The following is a 15,170-nucleotide window of genomic DNA, read 5'->3' as shown; positions in this document are numbered from 1 at the left end:
GCGCTCTGCGCCGCGCACGCTTCAGCCGGTGCCGCTGGCGAGATAGTGCCCGACCACGCGCTGGAACCGGTCGTGATCCATCTGCAGGCTGTTGGTGTACACGACCACCGGGGTAGACACCGTGGCGTGCGCGGACAGCATGCGCTGGTAGAGCCGGTGATCGCGGTGCGCGGCCAGGAACCGATCCGCATCCTTGAGCTGCACCTTGTAGCCGTTCAAGGACGGCGTGGTGAAGTCGGTATAGCGCTCGATACCGGCGATGTCGCTCCAGCGGATCTTGATATCGCCGCTCAGGTCCAGTCCTTCCGGCCCGGCCCTCAAAGGGCTGCCGCCGCGCAGCTTCGCCATGCCGACCAAGCCCAGGCCCAGGAACAACAGGGCGCCCAGCACCGTCATGGGATAGAAGATGGCGGGGTTGCGCAGTATCGCCTTCAGGCTGTTCGGGTCGGGTCCGCGGTAGGCCAGGTAGGCGGCCGCCAGGCCCAGCGCAAGCAGGAACAGCGAGGAGATCAGGACCTTGCCTTTGTGGATGTCGGCCGAAAACGTAGGGGTGTTCACGTGTCGCCTCGAAGTCTGTTTCGTGGCCCGGCGCGATCGCGCACGGGGGTCCTTGCAGCGCAGGCGTCGCGGTCGCGCCGGCGGTTTCCGCCGCGATGCAGCGGCGGGTCGCGATCGATCTTCGCGCAGGTTCGCCGGCGGCGGCAACCGGCACGATGCGGTCCGTCGCCGTGCGCCCTGGCGCTATTCGCGGCGCTTGCGGGGTTTGCTGCGCGTGCGCGGCTTGCCGCTTTCGCGCTGCGGCGGATCCTGCGCCGCCAGCACGCCGCTGCCGTTCATCTGCTCCAGCCACGACAAGGCGTCGGCATAGGCCAGGAACTGCTGCAGATAGCCGGGCGAGAGTTCGCGCATCAGGCTGAGCGAGCGATGCACGAGACGGCTGGAGTTGAGCGGGCCGGCGTGGGTGGAGGACTGCTCCAGCGAACGGCGTACCTGGCTGTCGGTGCGCACGTCGGCCCACAGCTGGCGGAAATCGCCGAGCAGCGCCAGCTCCGGCAGCGCGGAGGTCGCGCCTGCATCGTCGTCGTCGCGGCTGTGGCCATTGCGGGCGCGGCCGCGATCCGCGAGCTCATCGGCCAATGCGCCCAGCGCTCCGCGCGTACAGCTGCCTGCGTCGGCGCGGGCGGGCGCACCGCGCGCGAGTTCGCGCGCGTAGGCCTCGATGAGGCCGGCGAGCTTTTCATCCAGCACGCGTCGCGCCTGGCCGCCATGGGCGGCCGCGCGCCGGCGCAGCGCCGTCATGTAGTGGAAGGCGAGGGGATCCACGCGATCGACGCCCTGCTCGCGCCAGGCGTCGAGGATGGCGTGATCGGGCGTGGCTTTATCGCGCATGGGCGGGCGCACCGCTGCGCTGCAGACGCGGGACCGGCGCCATTTCCACGCGCCGGTTGTTGGCGCGGCCGGCGGCGCTGGTGTTGGCGCTGACCGGCTGTTCGGCGCCGAATGCGGCCGCGAACACCGCCGACGAAGGCACGCCCTCCGCGATCAGGGCGCGGGTCACGGTGAGCGCGCGCTGCGCCGACAGTTCCCAGTTGTCGGCGAACTCGGGATTGCTCTGGCTGACCTGGCGGTCGTCCGTGTAGCCGCTGACCATCAGCGCTTCGTCGCGTTCGCGCAGGTAGGCCGCGAGCGGGCGCGCGATGCTCTTGAGCACCTCGCGTCCCTCGGGCTGCAGTTGGTCGGAATTGAGCGCGAACAGCACGCTGCCGCGGATGCCGATGCGTCCGTCGACCAGGGTGATCCGGCCCGCCGCCAGCGGCACGGCCAGGGCCCGCTCCAGGGTCAGGCGGCGCTGAGTTTCCAGCTTGCGCTGGGCGATTTCCTGCTTGAGCTTGAGCTCCAGTTGCAGCTGCACCGCGATCACGCCGACCAGGATCAGCACGAAGGCGCCGAGCAGGATCGACATCAGGTCGCCGAACGCGGCCCACACCGGCACCGACGCGTCGGCGTCGCCCTCGACCTCGTTACCGAAATCGGTACTCATGCCGCCGTGGCGCCGTTGGCCGCGCGGCGGCCGGACAGCTGCTGCATGTCCTCGACGATCTGCTTCTGCGCCAGCAGGCTGAGGTCGACGACCTCGCGGGCCTGGGCGACGTAGTAGGCCAGCTGTTCGTCGCTGCGTGCGAGCGAGCGCTGCAGCGCGTCCTCGATGCCTTGCAGGCGTGCGCTGAGCTGGTCGTTGGACTCGCCGAACACGCGCGCCGCCGCGCCGAAGGCCTCGCCCAGGCTGGCCACTTCGACCGCGCCCACGCTGACCTGGTCGGCGACCGCGCCGAGCTTGCCGGTTTCGGATTCGATATGACCCATGAAGCGCGTGCCGACCCGATCCAGCAGATCCGCAGAAGTCGAGACCAGGGCGTCGATGGCGGCGCGCTGCTCGGTCGACGCGTGGTTCACCGCCGCCAGCAGGGTGTCCAGCGTGGCCATCAGCTGGGTGCGTTCCTCCAGCACCGCGGTGTCGCGGGCCATGCTCTCGGACAGGTTATGGCGCAGTTCGCCGATGACCTCGGCGGCGGCCTTGGGCGCTTCCGAGGCGGTATCCACCAGTCGCGAGATCTCGGCGAGGGTCTGGCTGGCGTGCGCCTGGCCGCGCGTGCCGATCTCGTCGGCGGTGCGGGCCAGGGTGTCGCAGATCTCGCGCTGGCGCTGCGCGGTGTCGGCGCCGGCCTGCGCCCAATCCTCGCGCAGGGCGGCGCTCATCGATGCCAGCGATTCGGTCCAGGCGCTCAGGCGCTGCTGATCCTGCGCGGCCAGCACGGTCTTGAGTTCGCCGTGCGATGCATCCACCGCGCGCAGCAACGAGGCCGAGTGCTGCTCGAAGGTGGCGGCCGCGGCGCTCAATGCATCCTGGTTCTGCGTCGCCAGGCCCGTGTTGTGGTCCTGCTGCTGCGCCAGCGCTTGGGCCCAGGCCTGTGCGACCTGATCGGCGGTGCTGTCCAGGCGCGTGGCCACGCCCTCCACCAGCGCCAGCGAGCGCTGCTCGAAGCCGGCGCCGAACCGATCCAGCGCGGTACCCAGATCGGCGGTGAGCGCTTCGTTGGCTTGCTGTTGCTGAGTCAGCGAGCGAGTCCAGAGCTCGGCGACGTGGCCGGTCGTGGTTTCCAGATGACTGGACCAGCCCTGCAGCTGACGCTCCACGGCCACGCCGACGCTGTCGCGCAGCGCGGCGGTCTCCTGCGCCATCGCCGCCATCGTGGTCCGCATCACCGGCTGCAAGGCTTCGCTGGCGACGCGCACGCTGTCGGAGACGCTGCGCTGCAGGGACTGCTCCACCGACGCGGCCAGTTGCGCGAACACGGCTTCGGTCTTGTCGTGGAAGGCTTGCTGTTGAGCGAGCTGGCGCTCGTTCGCGCTCAGGCTGTGCCGTTCGATCGTCGCCATCATCGTCTGCAGGCGTTCGATCAGGGTCGGCGTCAGGTCGGTCTGGCGCTGCAGCAGCTGCAGGCCTTGCTCGCGCCGATGCGCTTGCGAGTACGCGTGCAGGTCGGTGGCGATCTTCGCGTCCAGGGCCTGCACCGCGCGCAGGCGTTCGCGCCGGCGCAGCGCCGACAGCAGGCCGAGCATGGCCGAGGTCGCCACGCCCGCGATCGAGGTGCCGAAGGCGAAGCCCAGGCCCTGCACGGGCGCGGCCAGCGAGTCGCGGATCGCCTGCAGATCGGTCGCGGTTTCCAGCGCCATGCCGGTGCCGCGCAGCATCGCCATCATGCCCAGCAGGGTGCCCAGCATGCCCAGCAGCACCAACAGGCCGACCAGATAGGGCGTGAGCGCGGGGCCCGGCAGCGGCAGGCGCTGGCCTTCGACGCGCTGGCGCACCGCATTGCGCAGAGAGGGATCGAGTGGGGCCAGCCAGCTCTCCAGGCTGGAAGGCGGCGCGGTCAACGCGTCCAGGCCGTGTTCCAGCGTAAGCGTGGCTTGCCGGTAGCGCAGCAGTTCCAGGGCGCCGGCGAGGTAGCCGGCGGCGATCAGCGCGGTGACCGCCAGCCCCAGCGGGTTCGAGCCGAGGTAGCCGGCGCCGATCCAGCACACCGCCACCAGGCCGAGCGAAAACACAACAAGATCAAGCGTATGTCTGTACATGACGTCCCTGGGGGTGGGGGCGAAGCGCTGCAAGCAGGCCTTCCAGCGGGAGAAAACGGACATCCAGTTCGGCCAGCAGCACGCCCTGCATGTCCCTGCGAAAACCATCCAGCCAGGCATCGGACGCCGTCGTCGGCGCCTCGATCCGGGCCTGTTGCGCGGCCAGGCGCGAGCGTTCGAAGTGCTCGCCGAGCAGGCCGGGCACCGCGGCCAGCAAGGCCTGTTCGCGCGGGCTGAGCACGCCTTCCATCAACGCGTCCAACTCCGCCAGCCGGCTCATCCGCGGCGAACGCGCGCCGAGCAGATCGCGCAGGCGTCCGCGCCAACGTCCGGTCGCGGTCAGCATGGCCCGCTGGGTGGACAGGTAGTGCTGACGGAACACCGCGTAATCGGGCTCCGGCGCCTGCGCGTCCTGCGGATCGGTCGCGCACAGCTCAAGACAGCCGGCGATCGCGCGGGTCAGCGAGGCGCGCGTGGCGGCGTAGGCGGCCTCTTCGGCTGCGTCGAAGGCCGGCCCGCCCGTGCCCACCGCCGGCGAGGCGGCGTCCAGCACCCGCGACAAGGCGACCGCCCGGGTCCAGTCGATCCAATCGCTCAACCGGTCCGACAGCGTTGCGGGGGGAGGCGGTACATCGACGTCCGTGAGGCGAGCGAGCAAGCGAATGAACGTCGGGCCACGGACCAGGGTCCGTTGTAGAGCTTCCAAAGTACGACTGGCCAAAAAACGACCAGTTTACAGGGTGCGGGCAAAGGCCGGGTGCCTGTGGTTGGCGCCCGCCGGGCCCGCCTGGAAACGCGGGCGGGGCCTGGCTGCAGGCCTAAACGGCCGTTCAGCTGGCCTGAGCCGCGGCGTAATGGGCGCGCATGAACTCGGTATAGGCGCGCACCTTGGGCGGCAACGGCCGGGCATGTGGATAGATGGCGTAGTAATGGCGCTTACCCGCCTGCAGCTGCGGCAGGATCCGCAGCAGCCGCCCGGCGGCCAGGTCCTCGCGCACGGTCAGGCGCGTGAACGCGGCGATGCCCTGTCCGGCCAGCGTGGCCGCATGCAGGGCCAGGATCGAGTCCAGGCGCAGGCGCTCGCCGCACTTGACCGTCGCTTCCGCGCCGGTCGCCGACGTCAGCTGCAGGCTGGAGCCGTCGCCGGCATAGGCCAGCAGCGCGTGCGCGGACAGATCGTCGATGTCGCGCGGCAGGCCGCGCTGGGCGACGTAGTGCGGCGCGGCCACCAGCACGCGCTCGGACACCGCCAGTTCGCGCGCGACCAGGGCGCTGTCCTGCAGCGGTCCGGCGATGCGGATGGCCAGGTCGAAACCGCCCTTGATCAGATCGACGATGCGGTCGTCGCAGGACAGGTCCAGATCGATGCGCGGATAGCGCTGGGTGAAGGCCGGCAACCACTGCGCGAGTTCCAGCGCACCCACCGCGTGCGGCAGGCTGAGCCGGAGCAGGCCGCCGGGTTGCTCGGGATCCGCGCTCAGGCGTTGTTGCGCGGCCTCCATCCTGTCGAGGATGTCGACGCAGTCGCGGTAGTACTGCGCGCCCGCCTCGGTGGTGGTGAAACCGCGGCTGTTGCGATTCAGCAGGCGCACGCCCAGATGGGTCTCCAGCTGGCGCAGCAGGCGCGACATCGAGGTGTGGGTGGTGTCCAGGCGTTCGGCGGCCTGGGTGAAGCTGCCCGACTCGATGATGGCGCGGTAAGCGCGCATGGCGGACAGCTGATCCATGGTTCCACTCCAGGCGGACGGCATCCGCGACGCACGGATGCCGCGTGCGCGCAGGGTATCAGCGGACCGGGAGCGCGAGTATCCGATCGGTGCTCATCACATCGCCGAAGGTGTCCTCGATTTCGGCCAGGGCCGAGGCGTGCAACTGCTTATGGCCGACGCTGCCGCCGTCGCGCAGGTCGAGGTCGCGCGTGGCGCTGGCGTCGGAGGACACCACCACCTGGTAGCCCTTGGCCGCGGCGTCGCGCGCGGCGCCGGCGACGCAGGCATGGGTCTGCAGGCCGGCGATGATCAGGGTATCGGCGCCGGCTTCTTTCAGGACCTGCTCGATCTCGCCCGCGGAACGGCCCGCGAACACGCTGACCGCGTCCTTGCGCACCACGCGCTCGCCCTTGCGCGGCTGCAGGTCGGCGTGGAAGCCGACGGTGTCGCCGCCTTCGGCGAACAACGGCGCGCCCGCCGGCAGCACGTGCTGGACGTGCACGACCCGGATGCCGCTGCGATCGGCGAACTCGATCAGGCGGCGGGTCTGGCGCAGCGCGGTGGCGCCGTCGGGGATGGGCATGCGCCCGCCGCTGAAGTATTCCTTCTGGAAGTCGATCACCAGCAGCACGGTCTTGCCGGCCTGCAGCTCGGCGACCGGCGCGGCGCCGGCCATGCTGCGGATGGTGGGGTGGGACGCGCGCGCGGCGGCCTGGGCATCGATGGGGCCGAGTCCGGCGATGCCGAGCGTGGCGAGTCCGAGCAGAGTGGCGATACGCATGTGAGCGGGCCTTGGGTTTGGGGTGGACGCCATGATGCGAGCGCGGCCGCGGATCGCTTAGAGGCCTGCGCGAACACCAACTGTGCGAATTCCGCACAGATCGACGACGCCGGTCGGGCGCCCGGCCGCGCTCGACCCGCCGCCAGTGGAGTGGTCAAATCACGGACGACGCCGATCGTCGGTGCCGTCCGCGCGAGAGGTGGAGCTATGGATCGTATCGAGGCCATGAAGGTCTTCATCGCCGCGCTGGACGAAGGCAGCCTGGCCGGCGCCAGCCGCAGGACCGGTCGTTCGCCGGCGGCGGTGAGCCGGGCCGTGGCCTACCTGGAAGCGCACGTGGGCGTGCCCTTGCTGCACCGGACCACGCGTTCGATCAAGCTCAGCGAGGCGGGCGAACGCTATGCGGCCGCGTGCAGGCGCGTGCTCGCCGAATTGGAGGAGGCCGACCGCCAGGCCGCGGGCGAGCGTTCGGTACCGCGCGGCACCCTGACCATCACCTCCACCGTCTACGTCGGCGTGGAACTGCTGCGTCCGATCGTCGACGCGTTCATGGACGAATACCCGACCGTGAGCGTGCGCATGCATCTGCTGGAGCGGCCGGTCAACCTGATCGACGAAGGCATGGACCTGGCCTTGCGCGTCACCCATCTGGCCGACTCCACCCTGGTCGCGCAGCGCGTCGGCGAAGTCAGGCGGGTGGTGGTGGCCTCGCCGCGCTATCTGGCCACGCATCCGCGCATCGAGCAGCTGTCGGACCTGGCCAAGCACAAGATCATCACGCTCGCGCACATGGGCATGGACTCGTGGAGCTTCCCGCCCGCGGAAGGTTCAAGCATTGCGCGCTCGGTCGCGTTCGCGCCGCGGCTGGTGGTGAACAGCGTGCGCGCGATCGTCGCCTCGGCGGTGGAAGGCTATGGGGTGACGCGCGCGCTGTACTACCACGTCGCCGACGAGATCGCGCGCGACGAGCTGCGCGTGGTGCTGGCCGATGCCGAGCCCGGTCTGATTCCGGTGAGCCTGGTGTCGCCGCAGGGACGGCTGGCCGTGCCCAAGGTGCGCGCCTTCGTCGATTTCGCGCTGCCGCGCCTGCGCGCGGTGTTCGCGCGCCTGAGTCCGTAGCGCGACGCGTTCCGGCGATTCAACCGCCGCACGGAAGAATGTCTGCCTGAGGACGGGGATTCGCAAGCTGGGGATGCGCTCCTAGATTGGGGCGGTCGGCAAACGCTGCCCAGCCCGGGCAGGCCGATCTCCTTCCCCACTCAGAGCGCATCCCATGAACAGTTCCAGCAAAGTAGCCATCGTCACCGGCGCCTCTCAGGGCATCGGCGCGGGCGTGGTCCAGGCCTTCCGCGACCGCGGCTATCGCGTGATCGCCAATTCGCGTTCGATCAAGCCGTCCAACGATCCCGACGTCCTCGCCATCGCGGGCGACATCGGTGAACGCGCCGTCGCCGAACGCGTGGTCGCCGAAGGCCTGGCCAAGTTCGGCCGCATCGACACCCTGGTCAACAACGCCGGCATCTTCGTCGCCAAGCCCTTCACCCAGTACAGCGCCGAGGACTACGCAAGCGTGCTGTCGGTCAATGTGGCCGGCTTCTTCCACGTGACCCAGCTGGCCCTGGCCGAGATGGAGAAGCAGGGCAGCGGGCATGTGGTCACGGTCACCACCAGCCTGGTCGACCATGCGATCGACGGCGTGCCGTCGGTGCTGGCTTCGCTCAGCAAGGGCGGTCTCAACGCGGCGACCAAGTCGCTGGCGATCGAGTACGCCAAGCGCGGCATCCGCGTCAACGCGGTCTCGCCCGGCATCATCAAGACGCCGCTGCACGCGCCCGAGACCCACGAATGGCTGGCCGCGCTGCATCCGGTGGCGCGCATGGGCGAGATCGCCGACGTGGTCCAGGCCATCGTCTACCTCGACGGCGCCGGCTTCGTGACCGGCGAGATCCTGCATGTCGACGGTGGCCAGAGCGCCGGTCACTGAGCGCGGCGGAACGGGTTGGCGCCTCGGATCGGGGCGCCGGCGAACAGTCCATCCGTTGCGGTTACGCGAGGAGTGCGCCATGAGCGAACGTGCGGCGATACAGGCGCTGATGCAGCGCTACTTCCGCGGCATCCACGAAGGCGACGTGGAGGCGCTGCGCGACGTGTTCCACCCCGATGCGCGCATCGAGGACGGGTATGCCGGTGGCTTGCGTACGCGCAACGTCGAGCAGTACCTGTCGGCGGTCGCCTCCCGTCAGAGCCCCAATGCCGCGGGGGAGCCCCTGCGCATGCAGGTGCTCTCGATCGAGGCGCATGCGGGCATCGCCACGGTCGGCGCGGAGCTGCGCTTCCTCGGTGGGCACTACTACAACGCACTGTCGCTGCTGGACTGCGATGGCCGATGGCGGATCGTGCACAAGTTGTTCGCAGCGGCGAACGAGGCATCGTGATGGTCGTCATCGCAGCGCAAAGATCAGGGACATTCATCAATACGGTCGCGACGGCCGTCCTGGAGATCTGAAATGAACAAGGCTTACTGGGTCATCGCATGGCAGTCCATCACCGACCCGGTCGCGGTGGAGCGCTATGTGGCGCCCGCGACCGACGCCATCCTGGCGCACGGCGGGCATGTGATCGCCGCCGGCGTGCCGGCCAAGGCCTACGAATCGGGCCTGTCTTCACGCCTGGTCGTGGTCGAGTTCGACAGCCTGGACGCGGCGGTGTCCGCGTACGAGAGCGCCGACTATCAAGCCACCCTGGTCCATCTGGTCGGCGCGGCCGAGCGCGACGTGCGCATCATCGAGGGGCTGGCCTAGGCGCCGGTCGATCCGCGGCCTCTAAACCCTCTGCGCGTCCGGCGCATCCCTGTGTGGGCGTCGGGCGCGCCAGCGTGCGCGCCACGAGCATCCATCTTCACGTCATGGGCGGGTCCGCCTGAGGGAGTTTCATGCTGTCCGGAAAACCGCGTTTCATGGTGACGATCGTTGCCGCTGCCTTGCTGCTGCCCGGCCTTGCCGCCGCCAGCGCCTTGGACGAGGCCAACGAGCGGGCCCGTCGCTACGTACTGCAAACGATGCAGGATCAACGCATACCCGGCCTGCAGGTCGCGGTGGTCCGGGACAATCAGTTGGTACTATCGGAAAGCTACGGTCTGGCCAATGTCGAGAACAAAGTGCCGGTCACCGACACGACCCGCTTTCCGATCAATTCGGCGACGAAATCCTTCACCGGCGTGGCCATGATGCAACTGGTCGAAGCCGGGCGGGTCGAGCTGGACGCGCCCGTGTCGCGCTATCTGGACGATTTGCCCGAAGCCTGGCGACCGATCCGCGTACGGCAGTTGCTGGCCCATACCTCGGGCTTGCCGGATGTGGTCGGTCCTGAGGGCATGATCGATGGGCTGCCCGAAGCCGAGGCCTGGAACGCGGTGAAGTCGCGCCCCATGGAAGCGCCGATAGGCGCGCGCTTCAGTTACAACCAGACCAACTACGGCCTGCTCGCGCGGATCGTCGCCAAGCAAAGCCATCTGCCCTACGAACGCTACCTGGCCGAGCGCCAGTTCGCCGTGGCGGGCATGCCCCAGACCACGTTCGGCGACAGCTACGACCTGGTCGCCAACGCGGCAACCATGTACAGCTATTTCCCGCGCGGCACCATCGCCGCCGACGACGGCAAGCGTCTGTCGCATTGGTACTACGAGATGCCGCCCAGCCTGTGGTCGGGCGGCGGCATCCAGACCACGGCCGGCGAATTGGCGCATTGGCTGATCGCGCTGTCGGACGGCAAGCTGATCGGCGCGGACTCGGTCCGGCGCATGTGGACGCCGGAGAAGCTCAACGACGGCACCGACGGCGCCTGGGCGGCCGGTTGGCCCGTGCTCGCGCCGTCTCCGCACCGCCAGCTGGCCGGCATCGGCGGCGCGCGTGCCGCGTTCGTGGTCTATCCGGATGATGGGCTGGCGGTGGTGGTGCTGACCAACCTGGTGGGCGCGAATCCGGAGCGCTTCATTCCCAAGATCGCCGAACTCTACCAACCCCTGCGGCGTACTCGCGCACGATAAGCCGGACCGGTCGGCGCCGGCGTTGGCGGATCGGCCGCCATCGCCGGCGCCGGGCGGTGGCTCAGGTCAATCGATCCGAGCTCACGATGCGGGTGCCGGGAGACGGCGACAGCGCCGACTCGATCAATGCCTGTGCGATGCGTTCGGCGGGATTGATCCGCCAGGCGCGTGGCAGTACCGGCCCCAATATGCCCAAGGCCACCTGCGCGGCGCGCTCCCCGCCGCGATACTCCGTGCGACGGCCGCCGATCAGGCCGGGACGCACCAGGCTCAGCGAGTCGAAGCCCAGTTCGCCCAGGTCGCGCTCGAGTTCGCCCTTCACGCGGTTGTAGAAGAAGCGCGAATGGGGATCCGCGCCCAGCGCGGAATTCAGCACGTAGGTCGAGCATCGGTGGCTGCGGGCGAGCTTGGCCACCGCCAGCGGATAGTCGTGATCGACCCGGCGGAAGGCCTCGCGCGAGCCGGCGGCGCGCAGGGTGGTTCCCAGCGTGCAGATCGCGGCATCGGCATGCCACCACGCGGCCTGCTCGGGCAGCGCATCGAAGTCCACGACCGGCGCCAGCAGCTTGGGATGGGCGACCGTGACACGGCGCACCGGCGCGACGACCTCGGCGATACCGGGGTGCGCCAAGGCCCGTGCAAGCACTTCGCGGCCCACCAATCCGGTCGAACCCACCAGCAGGAGTTTCATGCGCGCTCACTCGCCATGGCGCTCGCGCAGGGCCGCGAGGGTCCGGGCCGGATACTTGCACGCCGCGCCATCGATTGCATCCGGTCCTCGCCTGGCTTTAATCCTTTTGCGGCTCATCCGCATCCGAACGGATGCGGATGAGCCGCACGGGGCGGCGAAGGTCGCCCACTAACGTCAGCGCCGACCTCTAAGGCGGCGCCACCAGGAGCAGAACATTGGCTAGAACGCGGGCGATCTGGGGTTTGTTCTTGGGCTTGGTTTGTCCCGGCTTGGCCGCGGCGCAGGTGGATCTGTCCACGCTCGACCAGGGCATGCCGGGACCGCGCAGCCAGGTGCTGGTGCTGGGCTCGGTGCACCTGAGCCAGGGGCGGGAAACCTTCGACCGCGAGTCGCTGGCGCCGGTGCTGGAGCGCTTGGCCGCGTTCAAGCCGGACATCATCACCATCGAAGCCTTGTCCGGCGAGCAATGCGATCTGGTGGCGCGGCATCCGGCGATCTACGGCGGGCCGGACGGTCCGGGCTCGTACTGCCGCAAGCTGGATGCGGTCAAGGCGGCGACCGGGCTGGACGTGCCCGCGGCGATCGGCGAGGTCCACAAGACCCTGAAACAATGGCCCGCGGCGCCCACGCCCGCGCAACGTCGTCGTCTGGCCTCCTTGTTCATGGCCGCCGGCGACCGCAACTCGGCGCTGGTGCAATGGTGGCAACTGCCCGCGTCCGAGCGCCGCGCCGGCGACGGTTTGAACGAAGCGCTGGTGGCGCTGCTGGAGAAGGAGGCGCTGAGCAGCAACGAGAACGCGTCGATCGCGGCGCGGCTGGCGGCGCGACTGGGCCTGCAGCGCGTGCATGCGGTCGACGACCACACCGGCGACAACGTCGACGTGAGCGACGTCGATGCGTTCGGCAAGGCGGTCCAGCAGGCCTGGAGCCTCGGCGCGCCCGCGGCGCAGGCCATGCGCGATCGCGAAGAGGCGATCGGCAAGTCCGGCGACATGCTGGCGCTGTACCGTTACATCAATCGCCCCGACGTGATGCGCTTGGCGATCGCGGCCGACTTCGGCGCGGCGCTCCAGGACCCTTCGCCGCAACGCTACGGCCAGCTCTACGTCGCCGGCTGGGAGGCCCGCAACCTGCGCATGGTGGCCAACATCCGCGAGACCTTCCGCGAACGTCCGGGTGCACGCGTGCTGTCGGTCGTCGGCGCCTCGCACAAGCCCTGGTTCGACGACCTGCTCGGGCAGATGCAGGGCGTGGATATCGTCGACGCGGAGCGGATCTTGAAGTGAGGTCGGGGCCCGCGTAGACGCGGTCCCGGTCAGCCGGGCGTAGTATCTTCATGTGGAGATACTTCGCCTGGATACCATCGAGCCATGCCCAAGTCCGCCCAACCGCCGCTGCCCAAGCCCGACGAAGACGTGGTCGATCAGCTGCTGCGCGACTGGCGGCGCGAGCGGCCGGATCTGGACGCGTCGGCGATGGCGGTGGTCGGTCGCGTGCTGCATCTTGGGCGCCTGCTCGAAGCCGGCGCCAGCGAATGCCTGCGCGAGACCGAGCTCAGCTACACCGAACTGGACGTGCTGGCCACGCTGCGGCGTTCGGGCGCGCCGTACCGGCTCACGCCGACCCTGCTGCGGCGTTCGGTGCTGCTGACCTCCGGCGCGATGACGGCCTGCCTGAATCGCCTGGAGGCGCGCGAGTTGATCGTGCGCAGCCACGAGGACCACGACCGCCGAGCGCTGGCGGCGGCGCTGACGCCCAAGGGCCGCAAGCTGATCGACCGCGCCATCGAGGCGCGTTTCGCGCAGGCCCAGCAGGCGATCGCCGGGCTCAGCAAGAACGAAAGCGCCGAGCTGGCGCGGCTGCTGCGCAAGCTGCGCCTGCGCATGCCCGGCGAGCGCTGAGCCGGCGGGCGATTCACCTATGCCCGAGCCCGCCGCCGCGACGGCGCGCGCTCAGCGGAAATGCGCCTCGATCTGCTCCAGCGACTTGCCCTTGGTTTCGGGCAGGAAGAACGCCGCGACCAGGAAGTACACCACGGTGCAGCCGGCCCAGAAGAAAAACATGCTGGCGTAGCCATAGTGACCGACCGTGGGCAGGAAGATCGCGGCGATCACGGTGGACACGAACTGGTTGATCAGCAGGGCGATGCTCATGCCGTTGGAGCGGATGCGGGTGGGCATCAGTTCCGACAGCGCCAGCCACACGCACACACCCGGACCGACCGCGAAGAAGGCGACGAACACCAGGATGCAGGCCGCGACCGCCCAGCCGTGCGCAGGCGACGGCACCGGGCCCAGGCTGGCGCGCTCGATGCGCAACGGCGCCTGCGCGGCCGCGACGGGATCGGGGAAGGGGTTGAGGTGGATGCGGCGGAAGAACGCGCCGATCACGCTGTCGGCCTGCACGCTGTCCTGGCGCCGGATCGTGAGCTCGGTATCGCCCAGCGCGTCGCTGCGCAGCGAACGCACGTTGCTGAAACCGCCGTAGGCGTAGGCCACGGTGAGTTGTTGCGGCTGCGCGGTCGGGTCCACGCCCAGGCGCTGCCATTGCGCGGTATCGAAACGCAACGTCAGCGCGTCGCCGGCGATCTGCTGCTGCAAGGGCTGGCGTACGTCCTGCAGGCCGCGCTCGGCCTGCACGAACAGCAGCGCCGCCGCGAGCAGGGACAGCGCGATGCCGCCGCTGCCCAGCATCAGCAGGAACTTGCGGCCCTTGCGGTCGACCAGCACCAGCGCGACCACGGTCATCACCGCGTTGAGCAGCTTGATCGAGACGTCGGCCCAGTTGGCCGCCGCGCCGGGCAGGCCGGCCTGGTTGAGGATGTTGACCGCATAGGCCAGCACCGAGTTGATGCCGGTGGCCTGGGTGAAGGCGAGGATCGCGCAGGCCAGCAGGAACGGCCACACGTAGCGGCGGCTGAGCAGGCGGTCGCGTTCGCTGGTGGTACCGGTCGCGGCGGTCGTCGGCGCCTGCATCTGCCGGAGCGTGGTCTCGACTTCGGCCGCGGGCACGGTGCGTTGCAGCGCCGCGCGCGCGCGGTCGATGCGGCCGCGCCGCACCAGCCAGCGCGGCGATTCGCTCAGCAGCAGCACGCCGGCGCTGAAGATCAGGCCCGGCAGCAGGCAGCTCCAGAAGATGGTGCGCCAGGCGTGATCCTTGACCGCGAACAGCACGCGTTGCTGTTCGGCCGCGGCCAGCGACTGTACCGAGGCCGTGGCGGCATCGACGGCGTGCGCGTGATACAGGCCGATCACCGCGGCCAGCACCAGGCCGACCGTGAGCAGCAGCTGGAACATCGCCGCGCCGCGACCACGGCGTTCCGGGCTCAGCACCTCGGCCAGGTACAAGGGCACGACCACGCCGATCAGGCCGCCGCTGATGCCTTGCAGCAAGCGTCCCAGCAGCAGCGGAAAATAGCCCGAGGCCAGCGCCATCACCGGAATGCTGAGGGTGAACAACACGCCGGCCAGCAGCATCGCGCCGCGACGGCCGATCAGATCGGCGATGGCGCCGGCGAACAGCGAGGACAGCACGCTGCCCAGCAGCACCGCCGCGACCACGAAACCCAGCTGCTGGCTGCTCAAATGCCAGCTCGCGGTCGCGGTCGTCTCCAGATACGGCAGGGCGCCGGCGATGATGCCGATGTCGATGCCGTAGAGCAGGCCGCCCATGCCGGCGATGAACAACAGGTAGCGGATGCTCCAGCGCGGCGTGTCGGTGCGGGCGGGCAGGGGCGTGGCGGCGGAAACGTCGTTCATCGGGCCGGTCCTGTGTGCGAGTGAGCCGTCGTGCGGTGCGCGTGCGCGCCGA

General features: G+C 69.6%; 16 protein-coding genes. 7 read left to right on the top strand and 9 right to left on the bottom strand.

Features of this window, described 5'->3' with window-relative positions:
* Positions 1–21: 21 nt before the first annotated feature.
* From BMZ45_RS06070 to BMZ45_RS06040, 7 genes are all read right to left on the bottom strand, one after another.
* Entirely contained in the window at positions 22–558 is a 537-nt protein-coding gene (locus BMZ45_RS06070; protein ID WP_091633615.1) for a hypothetical protein, read from the bottom strand.
* A 183-nt stretch (positions 559–741) separates the two neighbouring features.
* Positions 742–1,389, bottom strand: a complete 648-nt coding sequence (locus tag BMZ45_RS06065) for a DUF2894 domain-containing protein (RefSeq protein ID WP_091633613.1) — start codon at positions 1,387–1,389, stop codon at positions 742–744.
* Positions 1,379–2,041: an OmpA family protein gene (locus BMZ45_RS06060; protein WP_091633610.1), complete on the bottom strand. Its 663-nt coding sequence runs from the start codon at positions 2,039–2,041 to the stop codon at positions 1,379–1,381. The genes BMZ45_RS06065 and BMZ45_RS06060 overlap by 11 nt, the downstream gene beginning before the upstream one ends.
* Complete coding sequence (locus tag BMZ45_RS06055) at positions 2,038–4,134, bottom strand: DUF802 domain-containing protein (protein WP_091633608.1); 2,097 nt, start codon at positions 4,132–4,134, stop codon at positions 2,038–2,040. The genes BMZ45_RS06060 and BMZ45_RS06055 overlap by 4 nt, the downstream gene beginning before the upstream one ends.
* Positions 4,115–4,855, bottom strand: coding sequence for a DUF3348 domain-containing protein (locus BMZ45_RS06050; RefSeq protein WP_217643149.1), 741 nt, complete (start codon positions 4,853–4,855; stop codon positions 4,115–4,117). The genes BMZ45_RS06055 and BMZ45_RS06050 overlap by 20 nt, the downstream gene beginning before the upstream one ends.
* A gap of 109 nt (positions 4,856–4,964) precedes the next feature.
* Positions 4,965–5,861, bottom strand: coding sequence for a LysR family transcriptional regulator (locus BMZ45_RS06045; protein WP_091633602.1), 897 nt, complete (start codon positions 5,859–5,861; stop codon positions 4,965–4,967).
* Between the two features lie 58 nt (positions 5,862–5,919).
* The gene (locus BMZ45_RS06040; protein WP_343124201.1) at positions 5,920–6,519 is read right to left on the bottom strand and encodes a cysteine hydrolase family protein; all 600 of its coding nucleotides are present in this window, start codon (positions 6,517–6,519) and stop codon (positions 5,920–5,922) included.
* Between the two features lie 312 nt (positions 6,520–6,831).
* Between BMZ45_RS06040 and BMZ45_RS06035 the strand changes: the two genes are divergently transcribed.
* From BMZ45_RS06035 to BMZ45_RS06015, 5 genes are all read left to right on the top strand, one after another.
* Complete coding sequence (locus BMZ45_RS06035; protein WP_091633596.1) at positions 6,832–7,743, top strand: LysR family transcriptional regulator; 912 nt, start codon at positions 6,832–6,834, stop codon at positions 7,741–7,743.
* A 154-nt stretch (positions 7,744–7,897) separates the two neighbouring features.
* Complete coding sequence (locus BMZ45_RS06030; protein ID WP_091633592.1) at positions 7,898–8,608, top strand: SDR family NAD(P)-dependent oxidoreductase; 711 nt, start codon at positions 7,898–7,900, stop codon at positions 8,606–8,608.
* 79 nt (positions 8,609–8,687) lie between these two features.
* A complete protein-coding gene (locus BMZ45_RS06025) occupies positions 8,688–9,059 on the top strand; it encodes a nuclear transport factor 2 family protein (RefSeq protein WP_175488943.1) in 372 nt (123 codons plus the stop codon).
* Between the two features lie 72 nt (positions 9,060–9,131).
* Positions 9,132–9,425: a DUF1330 domain-containing protein gene (locus tag BMZ45_RS06020; protein WP_091633586.1), complete on the top strand. Its 294-nt coding sequence runs from the start codon at positions 9,132–9,134 to the stop codon at positions 9,423–9,425.
* Between the two features lie 155 nt (positions 9,426–9,580).
* The gene (locus tag BMZ45_RS06015) at positions 9,581–10,669 is read left to right on the top strand and encodes a serine hydrolase domain-containing protein (protein ID WP_091634158.1); all 1,089 of its coding nucleotides are present in this window, start codon (positions 9,581–9,583) and stop codon (positions 10,667–10,669) included.
* Between the two features lie 61 nt (positions 10,670–10,730).
* On the opposite strand, the gene BMZ45_RS06010 is transcribed toward BMZ45_RS06015, so the two are convergent.
* Complete coding sequence (locus tag BMZ45_RS06010) at positions 10,731–11,360, bottom strand: NAD-dependent dehydratase (RefSeq protein WP_091633584.1); 630 nt, start codon at positions 11,358–11,360, stop codon at positions 10,731–10,733.
* Between the two features lie 269 nt (positions 11,361–11,629).
* On the opposite strand from BMZ45_RS06010, the gene BMZ45_RS06005 reads away from it, so the two are divergent.
* Both BMZ45_RS06005 and BMZ45_RS06000 read left to right on the top strand, forming a co-directional pair.
* Positions 11,630–12,646 (top strand): DUF5694 domain-containing protein, encoded by a 1,017-nt coding sequence (locus BMZ45_RS06005; protein ID WP_254776540.1) that lies wholly within the window; start codon positions 11,630–11,632, stop codon positions 12,644–12,646.
* 84 nt (positions 12,647–12,730) lie between these two features.
* Positions 12,731–13,261 carry a MarR family winged helix-turn-helix transcriptional regulator gene (locus BMZ45_RS06000; protein ID WP_091633578.1) on the top strand — a complete coding sequence of 177 codons (531 nt, stop codon included), beginning with the start codon at positions 12,731–12,733 and terminating at the stop codon, positions 13,259–13,261.
* A gap of 51 nt (positions 13,262–13,312) precedes the next feature.
* On the opposite strand, the gene BMZ45_RS05995 is transcribed toward BMZ45_RS06000, so the two are convergent.
* A complete protein-coding gene (locus BMZ45_RS05995; RefSeq protein WP_091633575.1) occupies positions 13,313–15,118 on the bottom strand; it encodes an MFS transporter in 1,806 nt (601 codons plus the stop codon).
* Positions 15,119–15,170 lie beyond the last annotated feature (52 nt).

Origin of the sequence: Lysobacter sp. cf310, from assembly GCF_900114355.1 — a bacterium.
GTDB lineage: Bacteria > Pseudomonadota > Gammaproteobacteria > Xanthomonadales > Xanthomonadaceae > Lysobacter.
Note: the sequence above shows the minus strand (reverse complement) of the source record. Positions and strands in the feature narration are given on the sequence as shown.